This window comes from Cupriavidus agavae, assembly GCF_004217045.1.
GTDB classification, from domain to species: Bacteria; Pseudomonadota; Gammaproteobacteria; order Burkholderiales; family Burkholderiaceae; genus Cupriavidus; species Cupriavidus agavae.
In genome coordinates, this window is record NZ_SGXM01000001.1 from 1,333,390 (window position 1) to 1,350,036 (window position 16,647).

15 protein-coding genes are annotated in these 16,647 nt (G+C 67.8%); 5 read left to right on the forward strand and 10 right to left on the reverse strand.

Annotated features, from left to right (window positions below; genetic code table 11):
• Positions 1-18: 18 nt before the first annotated feature.
• Complete coding sequence (locus EV147_RS06025) at positions 19-1,176, reverse strand: acyl-CoA dehydrogenase family protein (protein WP_130390181.1); 1,158 nt, start codon at positions 1,174-1,176, stop codon at positions 19-21.
• Positions 1,177-1,311: 135 nt separating this feature from the next.
• Between EV147_RS06025 and EV147_RS06030 the strand changes: the two genes are divergently transcribed.
• The 4 genes from EV147_RS06030 (at position 1,312) to purT (ending at position 6,675) form a co-directional block, all read left to right on the forward strand.
• Complete coding sequence (locus EV147_RS06030) at positions 1,312-2,091, forward strand: IclR family transcriptional regulator (protein ID WP_130390182.1); 780 nt, start codon at positions 1,312-1,314, stop codon at positions 2,089-2,091.
• Positions 2,088-2,897 carry an IclR family transcriptional regulator gene (locus EV147_RS06035; RefSeq protein ID WP_130390183.1) on the forward strand — a complete coding sequence of 270 codons (810 nt, stop codon included), beginning with the start codon at positions 2,088-2,090 and terminating at the stop codon, positions 2,895-2,897. The genes EV147_RS06030 and EV147_RS06035 overlap by 4 nt, the downstream gene beginning before the upstream one ends.
• Positions 2,898-3,135: 238 nt before the next feature.
• The gene (locus EV147_RS06040) at positions 3,136-5,349 is read left to right on the forward strand and encodes a TonB-dependent siderophore receptor (protein ID WP_130390184.1); all 2,214 of its coding nucleotides are present in this window, start codon (positions 3,136-3,138) and stop codon (positions 5,347-5,349) included.
• Between the two features lie 123 nt (positions 5,350-5,472).
• Positions 5,473-6,675 (forward strand): formate-dependent phosphoribosylglycinamide formyltransferase, encoded by a 1,203-nt coding sequence (gene purT, locus EV147_RS06045; RefSeq protein ID WP_130390185.1) that lies wholly within the window; start codon positions 5,473-5,475, stop codon positions 6,673-6,675.
• A gap of 72 nt (positions 6,676-6,747) precedes the next feature.
• Here purT and EV147_RS06050 read toward each other — a convergent pair whose 3' ends face one another.
• The 7 genes from EV147_RS06050 to EV147_RS06080 all read right to left on the reverse strand — a co-directional run bounded on the left by EV147_RS06050 (position 6,748) and on the right by EV147_RS06080 (position 13,612).
• Entirely contained in the window at positions 6,748-8,088 is a 1,341-nt protein-coding gene (locus EV147_RS06050; RefSeq protein WP_130390186.1) for a mechanosensitive ion channel family protein, read from the reverse strand.
• Positions 8,089-8,223: 135 nt separating this feature from the next.
• Positions 8,224-9,414 (reverse strand): HD-GYP domain-containing protein, encoded by a 1,191-nt coding sequence (locus EV147_RS06055; protein ID WP_130390187.1) that lies wholly within the window; start codon positions 9,412-9,414, stop codon positions 8,224-8,226.
• 149 nt (positions 9,415-9,563) lie between these two features.
• Positions 9,564-10,148, reverse strand: a complete 585-nt coding sequence (locus EV147_RS06060; protein WP_130390188.1) for a hypothetical protein — start codon at positions 10,146-10,148, stop codon at positions 9,564-9,566.
• Positions 10,145-10,792, reverse strand: a complete 648-nt coding sequence (locus tag EV147_RS06065) for an SCO family protein (protein WP_130390189.1) — start codon at positions 10,790-10,792, stop codon at positions 10,145-10,147. Before EV147_RS06065 ends, EV147_RS06060 begins: the two co-directional genes overlap by 4 nt.
• 4 nt (positions 10,793-10,796) lie before the next feature.
• Positions 10,797-11,429 (reverse strand): c-type cytochrome, encoded by a 633-nt coding sequence (locus EV147_RS06070; protein ID WP_130390190.1) that lies wholly within the window; start codon positions 11,427-11,429, stop codon positions 10,797-10,799.
• Between the two features lie 3 nt (positions 11,430-11,432).
• A complete protein-coding gene (locus EV147_RS06075; protein WP_198680176.1) occupies positions 11,433-12,020 on the reverse strand; it encodes a cbb3-type cytochrome c oxidase subunit II in 588 nt (195 codons plus the stop codon).
• 2 nt (positions 12,021-12,022) lie between these two features.
• Entirely contained in the window at positions 12,023-13,612 is a 1,590-nt protein-coding gene (locus EV147_RS06080; protein WP_130390191.1) for a cbb3-type cytochrome c oxidase subunit I, read from the reverse strand.
• A gap of 359 nt (positions 13,613-13,971) precedes the next feature.
• On the opposite strand from EV147_RS06080, the gene EV147_RS26080 reads away from it, so the two are divergent.
• Positions 13,972-15,066 carry a J domain-containing protein gene (locus EV147_RS26080; RefSeq protein ID WP_235844613.1) on the forward strand — a complete coding sequence of 365 codons (1,095 nt, stop codon included), beginning with the start codon at positions 13,972-13,974 and terminating at the stop codon, positions 15,064-15,066.
• Between the two features lie 31 nt (positions 15,067-15,097).
• Here the strand turns inward: EV147_RS26080 and EV147_RS06095 are convergent, their stop codons facing one another.
• Both EV147_RS06095 and EV147_RS06100 read right to left on the reverse strand, forming a co-directional pair.
• Complete coding sequence (locus EV147_RS06095) at positions 15,098-15,841, reverse strand: ankyrin repeat domain-containing protein (RefSeq protein ID WP_130390193.1); 744 nt, start codon at positions 15,839-15,841, stop codon at positions 15,098-15,100.
• Positions 15,834-16,631: a TatD family hydrolase gene (locus EV147_RS06100; protein ID WP_130390194.1), complete on the reverse strand. Its 798-nt coding sequence runs from the start codon at positions 16,629-16,631 to the stop codon at positions 15,834-15,836. The genes EV147_RS06095 and EV147_RS06100 overlap by 8 nt, the downstream gene beginning before the upstream one ends.
• Positions 16,632-16,647 lie beyond the last annotated feature (16 nt).

Here is a 16,647-nt window from a genome sequence, read left to right on the forward strand (position 1 = left end):
GGTGGCGGAATGCCGTCTTCAGCGGCTGCCGCCCTGCGCGAATGTGCGCTTCGCTATATTAATCTGGTGGATCTGGCTGGTGCCCTCGTAGAGCCGGAACAGCCGCACGTCGCGGTAGAACCGCTCGATGCCGTAGTCGGCGATATACCCATATCCGCCGAAGAGCTGGACGCAGCGGTCGGCCACGCGCCCGCACATTTCCGAGGCGAAGTACTTGCAGATCGACGCCTCCATGGTCACATCCTTGCCCTCGTCGCGCTTGCGGGCCGTCTCCAGGATCAGCGCGCGGGCCGCGTGGATATCGGTCTGGCAGTCGGCAATCATGGCCTGCACGAGCTGGAAATCGGCCAGCACCTGGCCAAACTGCTTGCGCTCGGTGACAAAGCGCACCGCATCGTCCAGCATGCGGATGGCCGGCCCGGTGCACAGCGCCGCCAGATGGATGCGCTGCTTGTTCAGCACCTTCATGGCCGTCCGGAACCCCTGCCCCTCCTCGCCGCCGATCAGGTTGGCCGCCGGCACCCGGCAGTTCTCGAAATGCACCTCCGACACCGGCGAGCCGGCCTGCCCCATCTTCTGGTACGGCCGCCCGGTGGTCAGCCCCGGCGTGCCGCGCGGCACGATGAACGCCGAGATGCCACTGGCGCCGGGCTTGTCGGGGTCGGTGCGCGCCATGACCGTGAACATCCCGGCAATCGGCGCATTGGTGATGAAGCACTTGGTGCCGTTGAGGATGTAGTGGTCGCCCTCGCGGCGCGCCGTGGTCTTGAGCGAAGTGGCGTCAGAGCCGGCATCGGGCTCGGTCAGCGCGAACGAACCCGTCACCTCGCCGGAGGCCAGCAGCGGCAGGTAGCGCTGTTTCTGCTCGGGCGTGCCGTCGGCCACCAGCGCCTCGGAGCCGATGCCGGTGTTGGTGCCGACCCGGGCGCGGAACGCCACCGAGCATTGCGACAGCTCGATGGCCGCCAGCACCAGTTCCTCGGTGGTCATGCCCGCGCCGCCGTATTCCTCGGGGATCGAATACCCGAACATGCCCTGGGCCGCCATGGCGTCGACCAGATCCTGCGGCACCTCGTCGCGCTCGGCCACCTCGACTTCACGCGGCACCAGCTTCTCGCGCACGAACCGGCGCAGCATCAGCAGGAACGGATCAAATACCTCCGGGTCTCGGATCATGGTGTCTCCTTCATCGCTTTGTTGTCTCGATTTGAAGAAAAGACTACGCCGGGTTCCGACATAGCGGCATCATTGTTTCGCTATCCTGAACGTTTCAGATGCCGTCCCGGCTGACCGCCGGCTAACATCGGACCCATGGCATCCTCCCGCCCTCACCACCCCGATCCGGAATTCGCCACCACGCTCGCGCATGGGCTGTCGCTGCTGCAATGCTTCCGCGTGGGCGAGACCGTGCTCAGCAACAAGGAACTGGCCGAGCGCACGGGCCTGTCGAAGGCGACCATCAGCCGGCTGACCTACACGCTGGCCGTGCGCGGCCTGCTGTTCTACGACACGCGGCTGCGCCGCTACCGGCTGGGTTCGACCTCGCTGGCGCTCGGGTATCCGCTGCTGGCCAGCCTGCGCGTCCGGCAGGTGGCCCGGCCGCTGATGAAGGCGCTGGCCGACCGCATGGGCGGCTCGGTCTCGCTGGGACTGCGCGACCGCCTGCGCATGGTCTACGTGGAAACCAGCCGCGGCCACGACGCCATCGCATTTCGGCCAGATATTGGCGCGTCGCTGCCAATGCTGAAATCCGCGATGGGCCGCGCCTGGCTGGCCCAGGCGCCCGAGGCATTGCGCGCCGAGGTACTGGCGGGACTGGCTGCCGCCGAACCGGAGGACTGGCAGCGCCATGCGGCCGCCGTGCCCGCCGCCTGCGACGACCTCGCGCGGCTTGGTTTTGCCCGGTCGCCCGGCGACTGGCTCAGCGATGTCCACGCGGTGGCGGTGCCGATGCGCCGGCCCATCGATGGCGAAACGCTGGTCTTCAACTGCGGCGTGCCGGCCGCGCGCATGGCGCCGCACAAGCTCGATCAAGAGATGGGCCCGGCGCTGATGGCGCTGGTGGACGAGGTGGAGGCGCTGCTCGCATGACCGCCGCCGACCGGACCGACCCTCCCGACTCCCCCGATGCCGGCCGCGACCGCCAGTTCGCCACCACGCTGGCCAATGGCATCGACATTCTGCTGGCCTACCGCCCGGGCGAGGCGCTGCTCGGCAACAAGGATTTCGTGCAGCGCACCGGCCTGTCGAAATCCACCGTGGCGCGGCTGACCCATACGCTGGTGGTGCTGGGCTACCTGCGGCACGAGGTGGCGCTGGCCAAATACCGGCTCGGCGCCCCGGTGCTGGCGCCTGGCTACCCGCTGCTGGCGAGCATGCAGATCCGGCAGGTGGCCCGGCCGCTGATGAAGGCGCTCGCGGACGAGGTGGGCGGCTCGGTCTCGCTCGGCATCCTGGAGCGGACCGAAATCATCTACGTGGAAACCGCCCGTTCCAGCGACGAGCAGTTCCTGCTGCCCGACATCGGCGCCTCGCTGCCGATGCTGACCACCGCCTGCGGCAAGGCCTGGCTGTCGCGCGTGCCGGCCGAACTGCGCGATCCGGTGCTGAACCGGCTGCGGTTGCGCGATCCCGACCTGTTCGCCCGCGCCGCCCCTCGGCTGGCGCAGGCCCGGCAGGACCTCGCCACGCTCGGGTTCTGCTCGAACCGGGCCGAATGGCGGCACGACGTGTTCGGCTTTGCCGCGCCGCTGTGCAAGCCGGTGGACGGGCAATGGTTCATCGTGAACTGCGGCATGGTGGCCCGGCCCGGCACGTTCGCCGCCGTGCAGAAACAGGTGGGCCCGCGACTCGTCACGCTGGCGCAGACGCTTGAAGGGCTGCTCGGCCTGCGCTGACCTGCCCCCGGCTCGTATCCCCCGCGTCCCGGCTTAGTATCGTTTTTGTTACAGATGCGCGTATCGATGTGCCTTCCTCGCGCATCGGCTCGTCTTCTTTCGCGCAAAAAGCCACATCGCCTGCATCACCCGCCACCTTCGCCTTGACGGCGCAACGGCGGTTGCGCATCATGCGCCTGCGAACGTTAACAGGAATGATTACCAGTCACGTTCGCATTCACCGTCCAGAGAAGACATCATGACCCAGAGCCATCGCCGGGCCGGCACGAGCCGCCGCCCGTTTCCTTCGTCCATTGCTTCATCCATCCCTTCGTCCGTCCGCCCGCTGGCCGCGTTTGCCCGTACGGCCGTCCTGGCCGGCTTCCCGCTTTGCACGACCCTCGCGTTCGCCCAGGCGGCCGACGCGCCCGAGCAGTCCCTGCCCTCCGTTACCGTGAGTGCAAAGCAGGAAGTCGACATCGGACCGCAACTGCAGAAGAAGGCGTCCGGCGGCGCGCTGGGCAGCCGCTCGCAGCTCGACACGCCGTTCTCGACGACCGTGGTAACGGGCGAAGACCTGGCCGACCGGCAGGTGACCAAGGTGGGCGACGTGTTCTTCAACGACGCCTCGGTCTCGGACAACAGCAACGGCAACAACGCCTGGGCGTCGTACACCACGGTGCGCGGCCTGCAGCTGGACTGGCGCAACGCGTACAAGATCAACGGCATGCCGTTCATCGCGTACGGCATCACCATGCCCTACGAGCAGCTCGAACAGGTGGAACTGCTCAAGGGCGCCTCGGGCTTCATGTACGGCTTTGGCAACCCCGGCGGCACGGTCAACTACGTGACGAAGAAGCCGACCGACAAGTTCACGGCCAGCGTGGAACTGGGCTACCGCTCCTCGCACGTCTGGACCGAGCATATCGACGTGGGCGGCCGTGCCGGCCCCAACGACATGTTCGGCTACCGCCTGAACCTGACGCACGAGGAAGGCAAGCCGGCCAACGCCATCGGCATCAACCGCAACACGGTGTCGCTGGGCCTGGACGCCCGCATCACGCGCGACCTGACCTGGACGTTCGACAGCATCTACCAGGACCGCAACACCTGGGGCGCCACGCCGTCGTTCTACCTCGGCAGCCTGGCCGGCACCCAGCTGCCGGGCGTGATCAGTGGCCGCGGCGGCCTCTACGCCGGCCCGGATACGCACTTCTACTCGAACCTGCAGGTCTACCAGACCGGCCTGCGCTACACGCTGAACCCGGACTGGACCGTCAGCACGACCTACAGCTTCAGCAAGCAGGCGCGTAGCCGCAACGAGAGCACGTTCTTCCTGGCGGACGCCGCCGGCAACTACAGCAGCTCGCGCTATGACGGCGCCGAGAACCAGCAGTTCAGCAACTGGACGACGATGGTCGAGGGCAAGTTCCGCACCGGCCCGTTCCGCCACGAACTGGTGGCCGGCCTGAGCTGGCAGAAGCAGATCGACCGCTACACCAGCAACTTCTACAACAACTTCTCGCTGGCCTCGGGCAACCTGAACGGTCCGTACACAGGCATCCACTACAGCGACACGGTGTTCCAGAAATACCGCGCCGGCGATACCGAGCAGAAATCGGCGTTCGTCAGCGACACGATGCACCTGACCGACAAGTGGTCGGTGCTGGCCGGTGTGCGCGTGACCAACTACGACCAGGGCAGCTACACCGGCACGGGCGTGGGTGACACCAACTACAAGAAGAACGGCCTGCTGACGCCCACGGCGGCGATCATGTTCAAGCCGATGCCGAGCACGACGCTGTACGCCAGCTACGTGGAGTCGTTCGACGGCGGCGGCGTGGTGGCCAGCAACTACCTGAACGCCGGCCAGGGCCTGACCCCGGCCAAGAGCCGCCAGTACGAAGTGGGCGCCAAGACCGACCAGGGATTCTGGACCGGTACGGCCGCGCTGTTCCGCATCGAGCGCCGCAGCGAGTTCTCGCGCGACAACGGCGCGGGCGTGCTGCCGAGCTTCGTGCAGGACGGCAAGTCGGTGTACCAGGGCCTGGAACTGGCTGCCTCGTCGCGCATCGGCTCGCAGTGGGAAGTGGGCGGCAGCACGATGTTCCTGCACACCGAGTACACCGAGGGCGACACCAACATCGGCAACCGCGTGGCCGGCGCCCCGAACTTCATGCTGACCGGCCGCGTGGCCTACCGCATCCCGTTCGTGCCGGGCCTGAAGGTGGGTGTCGACGGCAAGTACACCGGCCCGATGAAGGCTGACGCCGCCAACAACCTGAACCTCGGCGGCTACACGGTCTTCAACCTCGGCGCGACGTACAACACCCGCGTGGCCGGCAAGGACCTGACGCTGCGCGCGGCGCTGACCAACCTGACCAACAAGCGCTACTGGGGCTTCCAGTACGAAAACTACGCCCAGCCGGCCGATCCCCGCGCGATCAGCCTGAGCGCGAAGATCGCCTATTGATTGGATTGCCACTGTAGGGACTCCCCTCTCCCGCCCTGCGGGAGAGGGGAGAAAACAGGCAGCAGATTCCGTGGTCACGCCTTGCTACAATCGCGTCTTTTCTCCCTGCCGCGAGCCCCCGTCATGACCACCCTTGGAACCCCCCTTTCCCCGTCCGCGACCAAAGTGATGCTGCTGGGCTCCGGCGAGCTTGGCAAGGAAGTGCTGATCGCGCTGCAGCGCCTGGGCGTGGAAACCATTGCCGTGGACCGCTACGAGAATGCGCCCGGCCAGCAGGTGGCGCACCATGCGCGCACCATCACGATGAGCGACGGCGACCAGCTCAAGGCGCTGATCGAGGCCGAGCGGCCGCATCTCGTCGTCCCTGAGATCGAAGCCATCGCCACGCCGATGCTCGAAGCGCTGGAAGCCGCCGGCGTGGTCCGCGTGATCCCCACCGCCCGCGCCACGCGCCTGACCATGGACCGGGAGGGTATCCGCCGCCTGGCCGCCGAGACGCTGGGCCTGCCCACCAGCCCCTACAAGTTCTGCGACTCGCTCGAAGAGCTGCAGGCCGCGATCGACGGCGGCATTGGCTACCCGTGCGTGGTCAAGCCCGTCATGAGCAGCTCGGGCAAGGGCCAGAGCAAGATCGACGGCCCGGCCGACGTCAAGGCCGCCTGGGACTACGCCATGGCCGGCGGCCGTGTCAGCCACGGCCGGATCATCGTGGAAGGCTTCATCGACTTCGACTACGAAATCACGCTGCTGACCGTGCGCGCCATGGGCGCCAACGGCCAGGTGGAAACGCAATTCTGCGCGCCGATCGGCCACGTGCAGGTGGCCGGCGACTACGTGGAAAGCTGGCAGCCGCACCCGATGCACCCCAAGGCGCTGGAAACCGCCCAGCACATCGCCCGCGCCGTGACGGCCGACCTGGGCGGCCAGGGGCTGTTTGGTGTCGAACTGTTCGTCAAGGGCGAGCAGGTCTGGTTCAGCGAAGTCAGCCCGCGCCCGCACGACACCGGCATGGTGACGATGATTACCCAGTGGCAGAACGAATTCGAACTGCACGCCCGCGCCATCCTGGGCCTGCCCGTCGACACCTCGCTGCGCGCCCCGGGCGCCAGCGCCGTGATCTACGGCGGCGTGGACGCCGAGGGCATCGTCTTCGACGGCGTGGACGAAGCCCTGCGCGTGCCGCAGACCGAGTTGCGCCTGTTCGGCAAGCCGGAATCGTTCACGAAGCGCCGCATGGGCGTGGCGCTGGCGTACGACAAGGACGTGGAAACGGCCCGGGAGCGGGCGAAGGAAGCGGCTGCGAAGGTAAAGCCGCGCAAGGCGTAATCTCTGCTGGGGGTTGACTCCCCTCTCCCGTTTCACGGGAGAGGGAGCCAAAACCAGCAGGATCGACAGGAATCAAACCACCCTGTCGGCCCAATCCATCTGCGCCTGGGCCGGTTCCCTGGCTCCCGGGTCGGTCGCCGCAGCCGCCATGGCCGCGTGCGCGCCGTACTGCGACTGCTGCCGCGCCGCGCTCAGGTCCGCGCCCGATGGCGACTGGTACAGCCGTAGCCCCAGTTCGGGCAGGATCGCCAGCAGGTGGTCGAAAATATCCCCCTGAATCCGCTCGTAGTCGGTCCAGCCGGTCCGGTTGGTGAAGCAATACACTTCCAGCGGAATGCCCTGCGAGTCCGGCTCCATCATCCGCAGGTTCAGCAGCAGGTCATGGTGGATCTCGGGGTGGGCGCGCAGGAAGGCGATGCCATAGGCGCGGAAGGTGCCGAGGTTGGTCAGCCGGCGGCGGTTGACCGGGTCGGTGTTCTCGCCCAGCAGCACGCGGTTGGTCTGCTCCACCTCCTGCTGCTTGACCTCCAGGTAGTCGTGCAGCAGCCGGAAGCGCATCAGTGCCGTGACCTCGGCATCGTCGAGGAACCGCACCGTCGAGGCGTCGATACGCAGCGTGCGCTTGATGCGGCGCGCGCCGGACTCGAACATGTGGCGGTAGTTGCGGTAGCTTTCCGAGAACAGCTTGTAGGTGGGCACCGTGGTCACGGTGTTGTCCCAGTTCTTGACCTTGACCGTGTGCAGCGCGATGTCCATCACGAAGCCGTCGGCGTTGGACTGCGGCATTTCGATCCAGTCGCCGATGCGCAGCATGTCGTTGGACGTCAGCTGCGTGCTGGCCACCAGCGACAGCAGCGTGTCCTTGAACACCAGCAGCAGCACCGCCGACACCGCGCCGATCCCCGACAGCATCCACAGCGGCGAGCGGTCGATCAGGATCGACAGCACCAGCACCCCGCAGATCAGCCACAGCGCCAGCTGGGCCACCTGCACATAGCCCTTGATGGAGCGCGTCTGGGCCCGCCGGCTGGCCGCGAACACGGTCTGCCAGGCGTTCAGGATGCCAGACACCATCAGGAACACGCTGACCCAGGTGCCGGCATGCGCCAGCCGTTCGATCAGCAGCGAGAACTTGCCGAGGTCCGGCACCTGGCTGACGCCCACCGTGATCACGGCCAGGAACACCGCGTAGCCGAGGCGGCGGTAGGTGCGGTGGCGCATCAGCGCGGCGGCCCATTCACGGTTGCCGGACAGGCTCAGCACGCGGTAGACCACGCGGCCCACCACGCGCGCCACGAGCCACTGCGCGAGCGCGGCAATGGCCACGAGCGCCAGCACGTAGAGCGAGATCTGGGCCCAGGGCTGGGCGGGGATGCGGCGCTGGAACAGGTCCAGCAGTGCGTCAAAAGTCATGAGGGCCAGGCGTCGTAACAGTCAGGTCAAGCCCGGAGTTTACTAGCCTTGCGACGCCCTGCCGCGCTTTTGGCAGGCGCCGGCTGCGCAATCAGATTCGTCTCATGCCGCCGGACCGTCCAAATAGCCGTTTCCTTAATTTGCGTGCGGCGCGTACATCGCCATCAGCTGGTCGTCGGTAAAGCCCCACTGGGTGGGGTCTTCGAAGGCGGTCACGGTGTCGTCGCTATGCGTCAGGTCGATCACCTCGGGCGCCAGCGGCTTCGATTCGGCCACCGAGTAGAACGTCATCACGCGCGGGCGCAGCGTCTCGCCCTCGTTCTGGCCGCACACCACGGCCAGCCGGCCCGAGCGCAGCCGCAGCACCGTGCCCAGCGGGTAGATGCCCACCGTGCGGGTGAAAGCCTTGAACACGCGCCGGTCGAACAGCGTGTCCACGCGCACCGCGATGTACTCCATGGCCCGCGCCGGCGACCACGCCGGATGGCCCGGGCGCGGCGACGTCAGCGCGTCGTAGGTGTCGCAGATCGCCGCGATCTTGGCGTGGACGCTGATTTCATGCTCGACCAGCCCGAACGGGTAGCCGCGCCCGTCCACGCGTTCGTGGTGGTGCACGCAGACATCGAGCGGGATGTTGCTGTAGAGCCGCGCCTCGTTGAGGATGCGGTAGCCGGCCGACGGGTGGCGCCGCATCTTCTCTTCCTCGGACGGCGAGAGATCGCCGCCCTTGAGCAGCAGCGATTCCGGCAGCGTCAGCTTGCCGATGTCGTGCACCAGCCCGGCCAGGCCCAGTTCGCGCACCTCGCCATCGGGCAGCTTCAGGTTGCGGCCCACGGCGATCATCAGCGCGCAGACCGAGAACGAGTGCAGGTAGGTGTAGTCGTCCTTGGCCTTGAGCCGGGCCATGGCCAGCAGCGCCTGGGAGTGGCGCGACAGCGAGTTCGATGCCGAATCCACCAGCAGCAGCGCGCCGTGGGTTTCCAGCGCGCGGCCCATGCGCACGTCGCTGAACAGGTTGCCGATCAGCGCCCGGCCCGCCTTGATCAGTTCCCGGGCGCGCTCCAGTTCGCTCTCGAAGCTGGCTTCGGGCTCGTCGGCCTCGTCGGTCTCTTCGAGCATGTCCGGCGCGGCCGGGGTCGGGAGGTTGCGGCCCTTGAGGATGTCGATCCACACATCCTGCACGTTGGCCGCCTGGATCTGCTCCACCTGCTCGTCGCTGGACACCAGGAAGCGCGAGCGCCAGAACGGGTGGTTGATCCACGGCCCGCCCAGCCTTGCCACAAACATGCCTATCTGCAGTTGTTCTGCCTTGATTCTTCTCAGCATGTACTTGCCCCTGTGTTCAATGGGCGCGAAGCCGGACTCCGCGTTCCCGGTCAAGCGGGGCTCTGTCCAGGCCCCGTTCTCTGACTTCTGCCGACATCTGCCGTTGGCCGCGTTTATCGGCAGGATTGGCCGGATCTTTAGTTTTTTCTTCAGTGCCTGGCCGGGGGACGATGCGCGGGCAGTTCCGCCTGCCGCGCCGTCCTGACCAGCAACCACAGGCCCACGCCCGCCGCGTAGGCCACCAGCCCGATGCCGGCCAGCCGCTGGTCGCCGAGCAGGTAGCTCGCGCACAGCCGGTTGGGCGCATCGATGAACAGCATGCCAAAGGTCAGGCCCATCCAGACCATATTTCCGCCAAAAAACAGCACTAGTGGCCACGGCGCCACACGCAGGCCGACATGCGCGGCCAGGCCCGCGAGGATCAGCGAGGCATCGCGCGCGAGCCCCATCGGCCCGGACAGGCGCGACAGATCGACCGCGATCGGCAGCATCCAGAGGCCCAGCGCCAGCGACGCCACCACGCCCAGCGCCAGGCCGTAGGGCCGCAGGCCCGCCACCAGCGCGGCATGGCGGCGCCCGGACAGCAGCCCCGGCAGCAGCGCGCCGGCCGCGAACAGGGCCGGCATCAGGCCGAGCATCAGCAGCGCCATCGACGCTTCGCACAGCGCGCGCAGCGGCGGCAGGGCCGGCAGCAGGCACAGCAGGCAGGCCAGCCGCAGGCCGGGGCGGCTCATGGCCGGGCTCCCCTGGCATGGGCCAGCGCCGCTGCGTAGGCTTGCTGGAAATCCTCCAGCGGATGGACCGACAGCACCCTGCCCCCGGCATCGACCACATGCAGCCCGCCGTTGTGCTCGAAACCGCCCAGCCCGTCCGCGATGGCGATGACCTCGGCCTGATGCAGCAGATCGGCCATGGCGTCCGGCGCCGCAGCGGCCACCTGCCAGCCCGGCGCCCGGGCCTGGTAGGTGCCGGCGTAGCCGAGCAGGTCGCCCACGGTATCGCGCGGATCGAACGACAGGGAGACCAGCCCGATGCGCCCCGCCATGCCATCGGCCTCGACCTGACGCGACAACTGGGCAAATTCGGCACCCAAAGCGCGGCAGACCGTGGGACAGCGCGTGTAGATGAAGTCGACGATATGGACCGCCGGGCCGGGGCCAGCCGCCCCGCCGGCCCCGAACAGCCGCAGCGGACGCCCATGCTGGTTGCGCACGTCGAGCGCCGGCAGCCGCAGCGTCTGGCGTGCGATGCGGGTTTCGCGCCGCTGGTCGAGCGTCCAGGCCGACAGCCCGGCGGTCAGCTGGTATAGCGCCGCGCCGCCCAGCAGCAGCACCGCCGCCAGCGCCAGCCACGGGCCGGCGGCCGCCCTTCTGGACATTCGGCTATCCGCCGGGCGCGCCAAGCGCCGCGTCGCCATCGAACGGGGCCTGCATGGCGGCCGTCTCGGCCCGCGCCGCCGCCACGGTCTCTGGCGTCACCGCCGGGGCCGTGTTGCCCCACTGGCTGCGCACGTGGCTCAGCACGGCGGCGATCTCGGCATCGCCAAGCTGGGCGGCGAACGCCGGCATCGCGCCGTTGTAGGCCGTGCCCTTGACGGTCAGCTTGCCGGTCACGCCGCGCAGCACGATCTTTGCCGCCCGGGCGTCGCTGCCGGTCACCCATTCCGAGCCGGCCAGCGGCGGGAACACGCCCGGCAGGCCCTGCCCGCTGGCCTGGTGGCAGGCCACGCAGTGGCTCTGGAACAGCGCGGCGCCGTCCACGCTGGCGCCGGCCGCGCGGGGGGTGCCGTGCAGGTCGGCCACGGTGCGCTGGTCACCCAGCGCCGGGGGCTGGTCGATCGGCGCGGTGACGATGTAGTACGCGCCCCAGGCCACCAGCGCCGCCACCATGGCCAGCACATAGCGCGGGATCGGCATGCGGTTCTCGTGCGGGTCGTCGTACTCGCGGGCGCGGGCGGCAGCGGCCTGCCGTGCTTCGCCGGCCTCGGCCTGGCGTGGATCTGGAGAATCGGCCATGCGTCAGTCTCCCGGGGGCGGCAGCACGGCGCCGGTGCGGTTCAGCGACTGGAGGTAGGCCACCAGGTCGAGCGCGGCCCCGGTTGGCACCACCACCTTGCCCACCGGCGCATAGCCGGGCGGCAGCGCCACGGCCTTCTCGCCGGCCTCGGGCGCGTCCTTGACATCGAACAGGAACGGATAGGACGGCATCAGGCTGCCGCTCACATAGGCGCGGGGCTGGTACAGGTGGCCCAGGTGCCAGTCCGCACTGGGCTGGCGCACGCCAATGTTCATCAGGTCCGGCCCGGTGCGCATGGTGCCGAGCAGGTGGGGCTTGTCGTAGTAATAGTCGCCGGCCGTGGCCGCCCGGCCCCAGCCGCGTTTGGCATCGGGTGCGAACGCGGTGTCGCGGGGCTGCTGTGAGTGGCAGTAGATGCAGCCGTTGGCGATATAGACCTCCCGCCCGCGCAGTTGCGCGGCGGTATAGGGCTTGAGCCCCTCGGTCGGCTTCACGTCGTGCAGCTGCATGTACGGCAGCACCACCAGGGCGCTGGTGGCCAGCGCGAGCATGGTCATGCCGCCCGCCAGCAGGGCGCTCTCGTTGTTCACGGTCAGACTCCCTCGGCGGGCTGGTTGCCCTGGTGGAACAGCGCGGGACGGCTGCGGTTGGGCCCCAGCCCGAACGCCACGCAGACGAAGTTGGCGACGAAGCACAGGTGGCTGGCCAGCATCATCGCGCCGCCCACCGAACGCGCCTTCAGGTACGGCACGGTCAGCGTCACCGATTCCATGAACGCGCGCGCGGCGTCGAGCATCGCCTCGCCCTGCAGCCAGCCGCCGATGCTCAGGCCCACGAAATACACGCCGATGCCGCCCACGGCCAGCCAGAAATGGGCGTAGATCAGCCAGCGGTACGGCCACTCGCGGCCCGTGATGCGCGGCACGATGAAATAGATGGCGCCGAAGAACGCAAAGCTTACGAACGCGTACAGCCCCAGGTGGGCGTGCGCCACGGTGTAGTGCGTGAAGTGGGTGACGCGGTTGACCGCCCGCAGCGCCTCGAACGAGCCCTGGATCGAGCTGAGCGTGTACATCATGCCGCCGAAGGTCATGAAGCGCAGCGTGGGCGAATCGATCAGCCGGTGGAAGTTGCCGCGCAGCGTCTGGTGCTGGTTGATCGAGAACGCGATCACCGGGATCAGCATCATCATGCTCTGCACGATCGACAGCGTGATCAGCCAGCCCGGCACCGGTCCGCCCACCAGGTGATGGCCGCCCACCTGCCCGTAGAAGAACGCCAGCGCCCAGAAGCCCAGCAGCGACAGCCCATAGGACTTCACCGGCTGGCCAATCACCTTGGGCAGGAAGTAGTAGATCGACGCCAGCGCCAGCGGCGTGTAGAACAGCCCCAGCACGTTATGGCCGAACCACCAGTTCATGGTGGCCTGCTCCACCCCGAAATGCAGGCCCGGAATGTTGGCCACCAGGAACAGCACCGGGAACCAGAACAGCGCGCAGCCCATGTACCAGACCGACACGTAGAGGTGGTCCACCTTGCGGTTGACCAGCGTCAGCACCAGCGGAATACCCACGAAGGCACCACCGATCACGAACAGGATATCGACCTGCCACGGGATCTCCAGCCACTCCAGCCCGTCTGAAATCCCCGCCCCGATGCTGCCGATGCCGGCAATCAGCCCGGCGTTCCACAGCGCCGCGCCCAGCACCGCCCAGCGCGCGCCTACCAGCGGCGTGCGCAGCAGGCGCGGCAGCAGGAACATGGCGATGCCAAGCCCCGCCATCGGCGCCCAGCCGTAGGCCACCGCGTTCAGATGGATCGTGCGGATGCGGCCAAACGTCAGCCACGGCACCGAGGCCAGCCAGTCGGGCGCGTGGAGCTTGATCGACGCGGTCAGCCCGGCCGTGGAGGCCACCAGCAGCCAGACCATCGCGCAGCAGATGAACAGGAACACCACGGGCGCCGACGACTGGTCGGCCGCGGCGCGCGAGGGGTCGGCCACGCCGGCATCGCCCCGGGCCGAGGCCGGGTCCTCGGGGTGCGTGCCCTCGGCGTCGTGGAAGATCACGCGCGCGGCGGCACTGGACGTATCGAACCAACCCTTCTGCATGCTCCAGATGAAGGCCCCGAGGGCAATCACGGACAGCAGGAAGGCCGACAGCAGGATGGCGACGGTATTCATGGGGGGCTCGCGGGCAAGGCGTCGGGGACGGGAGCATGGCGAACATGCTCCGAATGCAACAAAATCGATGCAACTGCCTCAAATTCGGTAAACGCACGTTTCGACGCGGAGATTAGGCGGTTGTCGTCCGGTAGCCAATCATCCATACGTGTAACTGGCGCGCGCCCCGGCGTATTCCTAGAATGCAGCCGGCGGCGTCCTTGCGGCGCGCCGGCCACGCCAGTGTTCGGCACCCCGCAGACGTCACCCCCCGAATGCGTGATAGTGGAGCGCCGCCCGACGCGCGCCCACCCCGGCGTCAGACAAACGCGGCTTGAGATTCGTCCCGATTTGCCGTTAGCTGTTGTCGACCTCCGATATTGCGTCTTTCCCGCCTGATGCATACCCACTACGACAATCTCAAGGTCTCGCGCGACGCGCCCCCGGAAGTCATCCGGGCCGCGTACAAGTCCCTGAGCCAGAAATACCACCCCGACCGTCATGCCGACGGCGAGGAAGCGAACCGCATCATGCGGCTGCTGAACGCCGCCTATGACGTGCTGCGCGATCCCGGGAAGCGGGCCGAGCATGACCAGTGGATCGTCGCCCAGGAAAAGCTCGAAGCCGACCAGAAGCTGCGGCGTGCGCAGGCCCAGCGCACCGCCGCAGCCGCGCAGGCCCACCAGCAGCGCCAGGCCGCCCAGCGCCAACAGGCGCAGCGGGCCGCGCCCCAACCGCCGCCCCCGCCGCCCGAACCGGAATTCAGGACAAGACCAGCCCGGGAGCCCCGGGCCGCCCGCCCGCGCAAGCCGCGCCGCTTCTGGCGCGAGACGCCGCCACAAGAGGGCCCGGCCGCGCCGCTGCCGAAGTACGGCTCGCTGGCGCTGTATGCCGGCATCGGCGCGCTGATCGTGGTGCTGCTCGGCGACTGGTCGAGCGATGCCACGGCGGGCCGCAACACCGCCGCGCCCGAGGCCGCGCAGTCGCTGTCGGCACTGCCCTCGCTGGCGTCGATCGCCCACGCGGTCACGCCAGCGCCGGCGCGCGAGTCAAAATACGTGCGCCCCTCGCTGACGCCGCGCGGCCTGCCGTGGCCGGCGCAGTCAGGCTACCTGCCCGGCTATCCCGTGCTCAACGACAGCGGGCTCTCGACGCTGACCGTCGACAATTCGTCCAGCCGCTCGGACGTGCTGCTGAAACTGGTGGCGGTGGATGGCAACACGCCGCTGCCGGTGCGCACCAGTTTCGTGCGCAGCGGCGCCACGTTCACGATGGACGCGATCTCGCCGGGCAGCTACGACCTGCGCTACCAGAGCCTGGATACGGGGGAGTTGTTCCGGTCGGAACGGTTCGATCTGACCGAGCTGAAGGAAGCCGGCGGCGGCACCAGTGCCAACCGCAATGTGTTCCGGCTTTATGGGGTGCCGGGCGGCACCTCGCGCTCGGTGCCGATTTCCGAGCGCGAATTCCCCTGAGCGGGCGCCCAGGGGGAACTGACCACGGCGGTCAGTAAGCCTTGGGCTGCGGCTGGCCGTTCGGCGGAGTCCACGGCTTGGGCTTGGGCGCGGGCGCCGGCACATTGCCATAGGCTTTCTGCCAGCGCGATTTCAACCCGTCGGCGATCTCCTTCTGGTTGTACTGCTCGGCGAAGTCGATCACCGTCATGCCCTGCTGGTTCTTGATCCGCAGGTCCGCACCCTCGTCCAGCAGCAGCTTGACCGTGTCGATATGGCCGCCGCGCGCCGCCATCATCAGCGGCGTGGTGCCGTTCGGGCTCTCGGCGTCGATATAGGCCGCGTGATCCACAAGATACTTGACCACGTCGTTGTGGCCATTGGTGGCCGCATAGTGCAGCGGCGCCCAACCCTTCTTGTTCACCTCGGCTTCCTCGCCGTCGACCATCAGCTTGATGCTGTCGAGGTCGCCCTGCAGCGCCGCCATCATCAGCGCGTTCTCTCCAGCCGGGTTGGTCTTGTCGAGATCGATGTTCTTTGCCTTGATCAGCGCCTTGGCCGCCTTGGTCGATTTCTCGCGCAGCGCCAGTACCAGCATCGGGTTGCCACGGCTATCCACGAGATTCGGGTCCACGCCGCGCTGCAGCAGCTTCTGCACCGTGTTGCCGTCATCGAATTCCACGGCCTTGCGCATGTCGTCGGCCGGGGCCGCCTGCACCATCGCGCAGCCAGCCATGGTCGAGAGGCCCACCAGCGCCATCGCCGACAGCAGTCGGCGGATCTTGATATCAAACATGAGCTTTCCTGTCTATATGCTTGAACAGACGGAAGAAATTCTCCGTGGTCTGCTCTGCCACCTGGGCCACGGGCACGCCGCGCAACTGGGCGATGAACTCGCCCACATGGCGCACCCAGGCCGGTTCGTTGGTCTTGCCGCGATACGGCACCGGCGCCAGGTACGGCGAATCGGTCTCGATCAGCATGCGGTCGAGCGGCACCTTCCTTGCCGTCTCCTGCAGGTCGGCCGCGCTCTTGAACGTGACGATGCCCGAGAACGAGATATGGAAGTCCTCGTCCAGCGCCCGCTTGGCGATGTCCCACGTCTCGGTGAAGCAGTGCATCACGCCACCGGCCTCGCGGGCGTTTTCCTCCTGCATCAGCCGGATCGTGTCGTCGGCCGACGAGCGCGTATGGATGATCAGCGGCTTGCCGGTCTGGCGCGCGGCGCGGATATGGGTGCGGAAGCGCTCGCGCTGCCATTCCATGTCGGCGATGCTGCGGCCATTCAGGCGGTAATAGTCGAGGCCCGTCTCGCCGGTGCCCACCACGCGCGGATGGGCCGACAGCGTGACCAGCCGCTCCAGCGTGGGCTCCTCGGCATCTTCCTCGTAGTCCGGATGCACGCCCACCGACGCGTAGAGGTTCGGATGCTGCTCGGCCAGCGCCAGCACGCGCGGAAAGTCTTCGAGCGTGACCGAAATGCACAGCGCGTGGGTGACCTGGTTGGCCGCCATGTTGGCCAGCAGTTCCGGCAGGCGCGCGGACAGGTCGGGGAAATCGATATGACAGTGTGAATCGACGAACATCGTAATTCTCTTAATG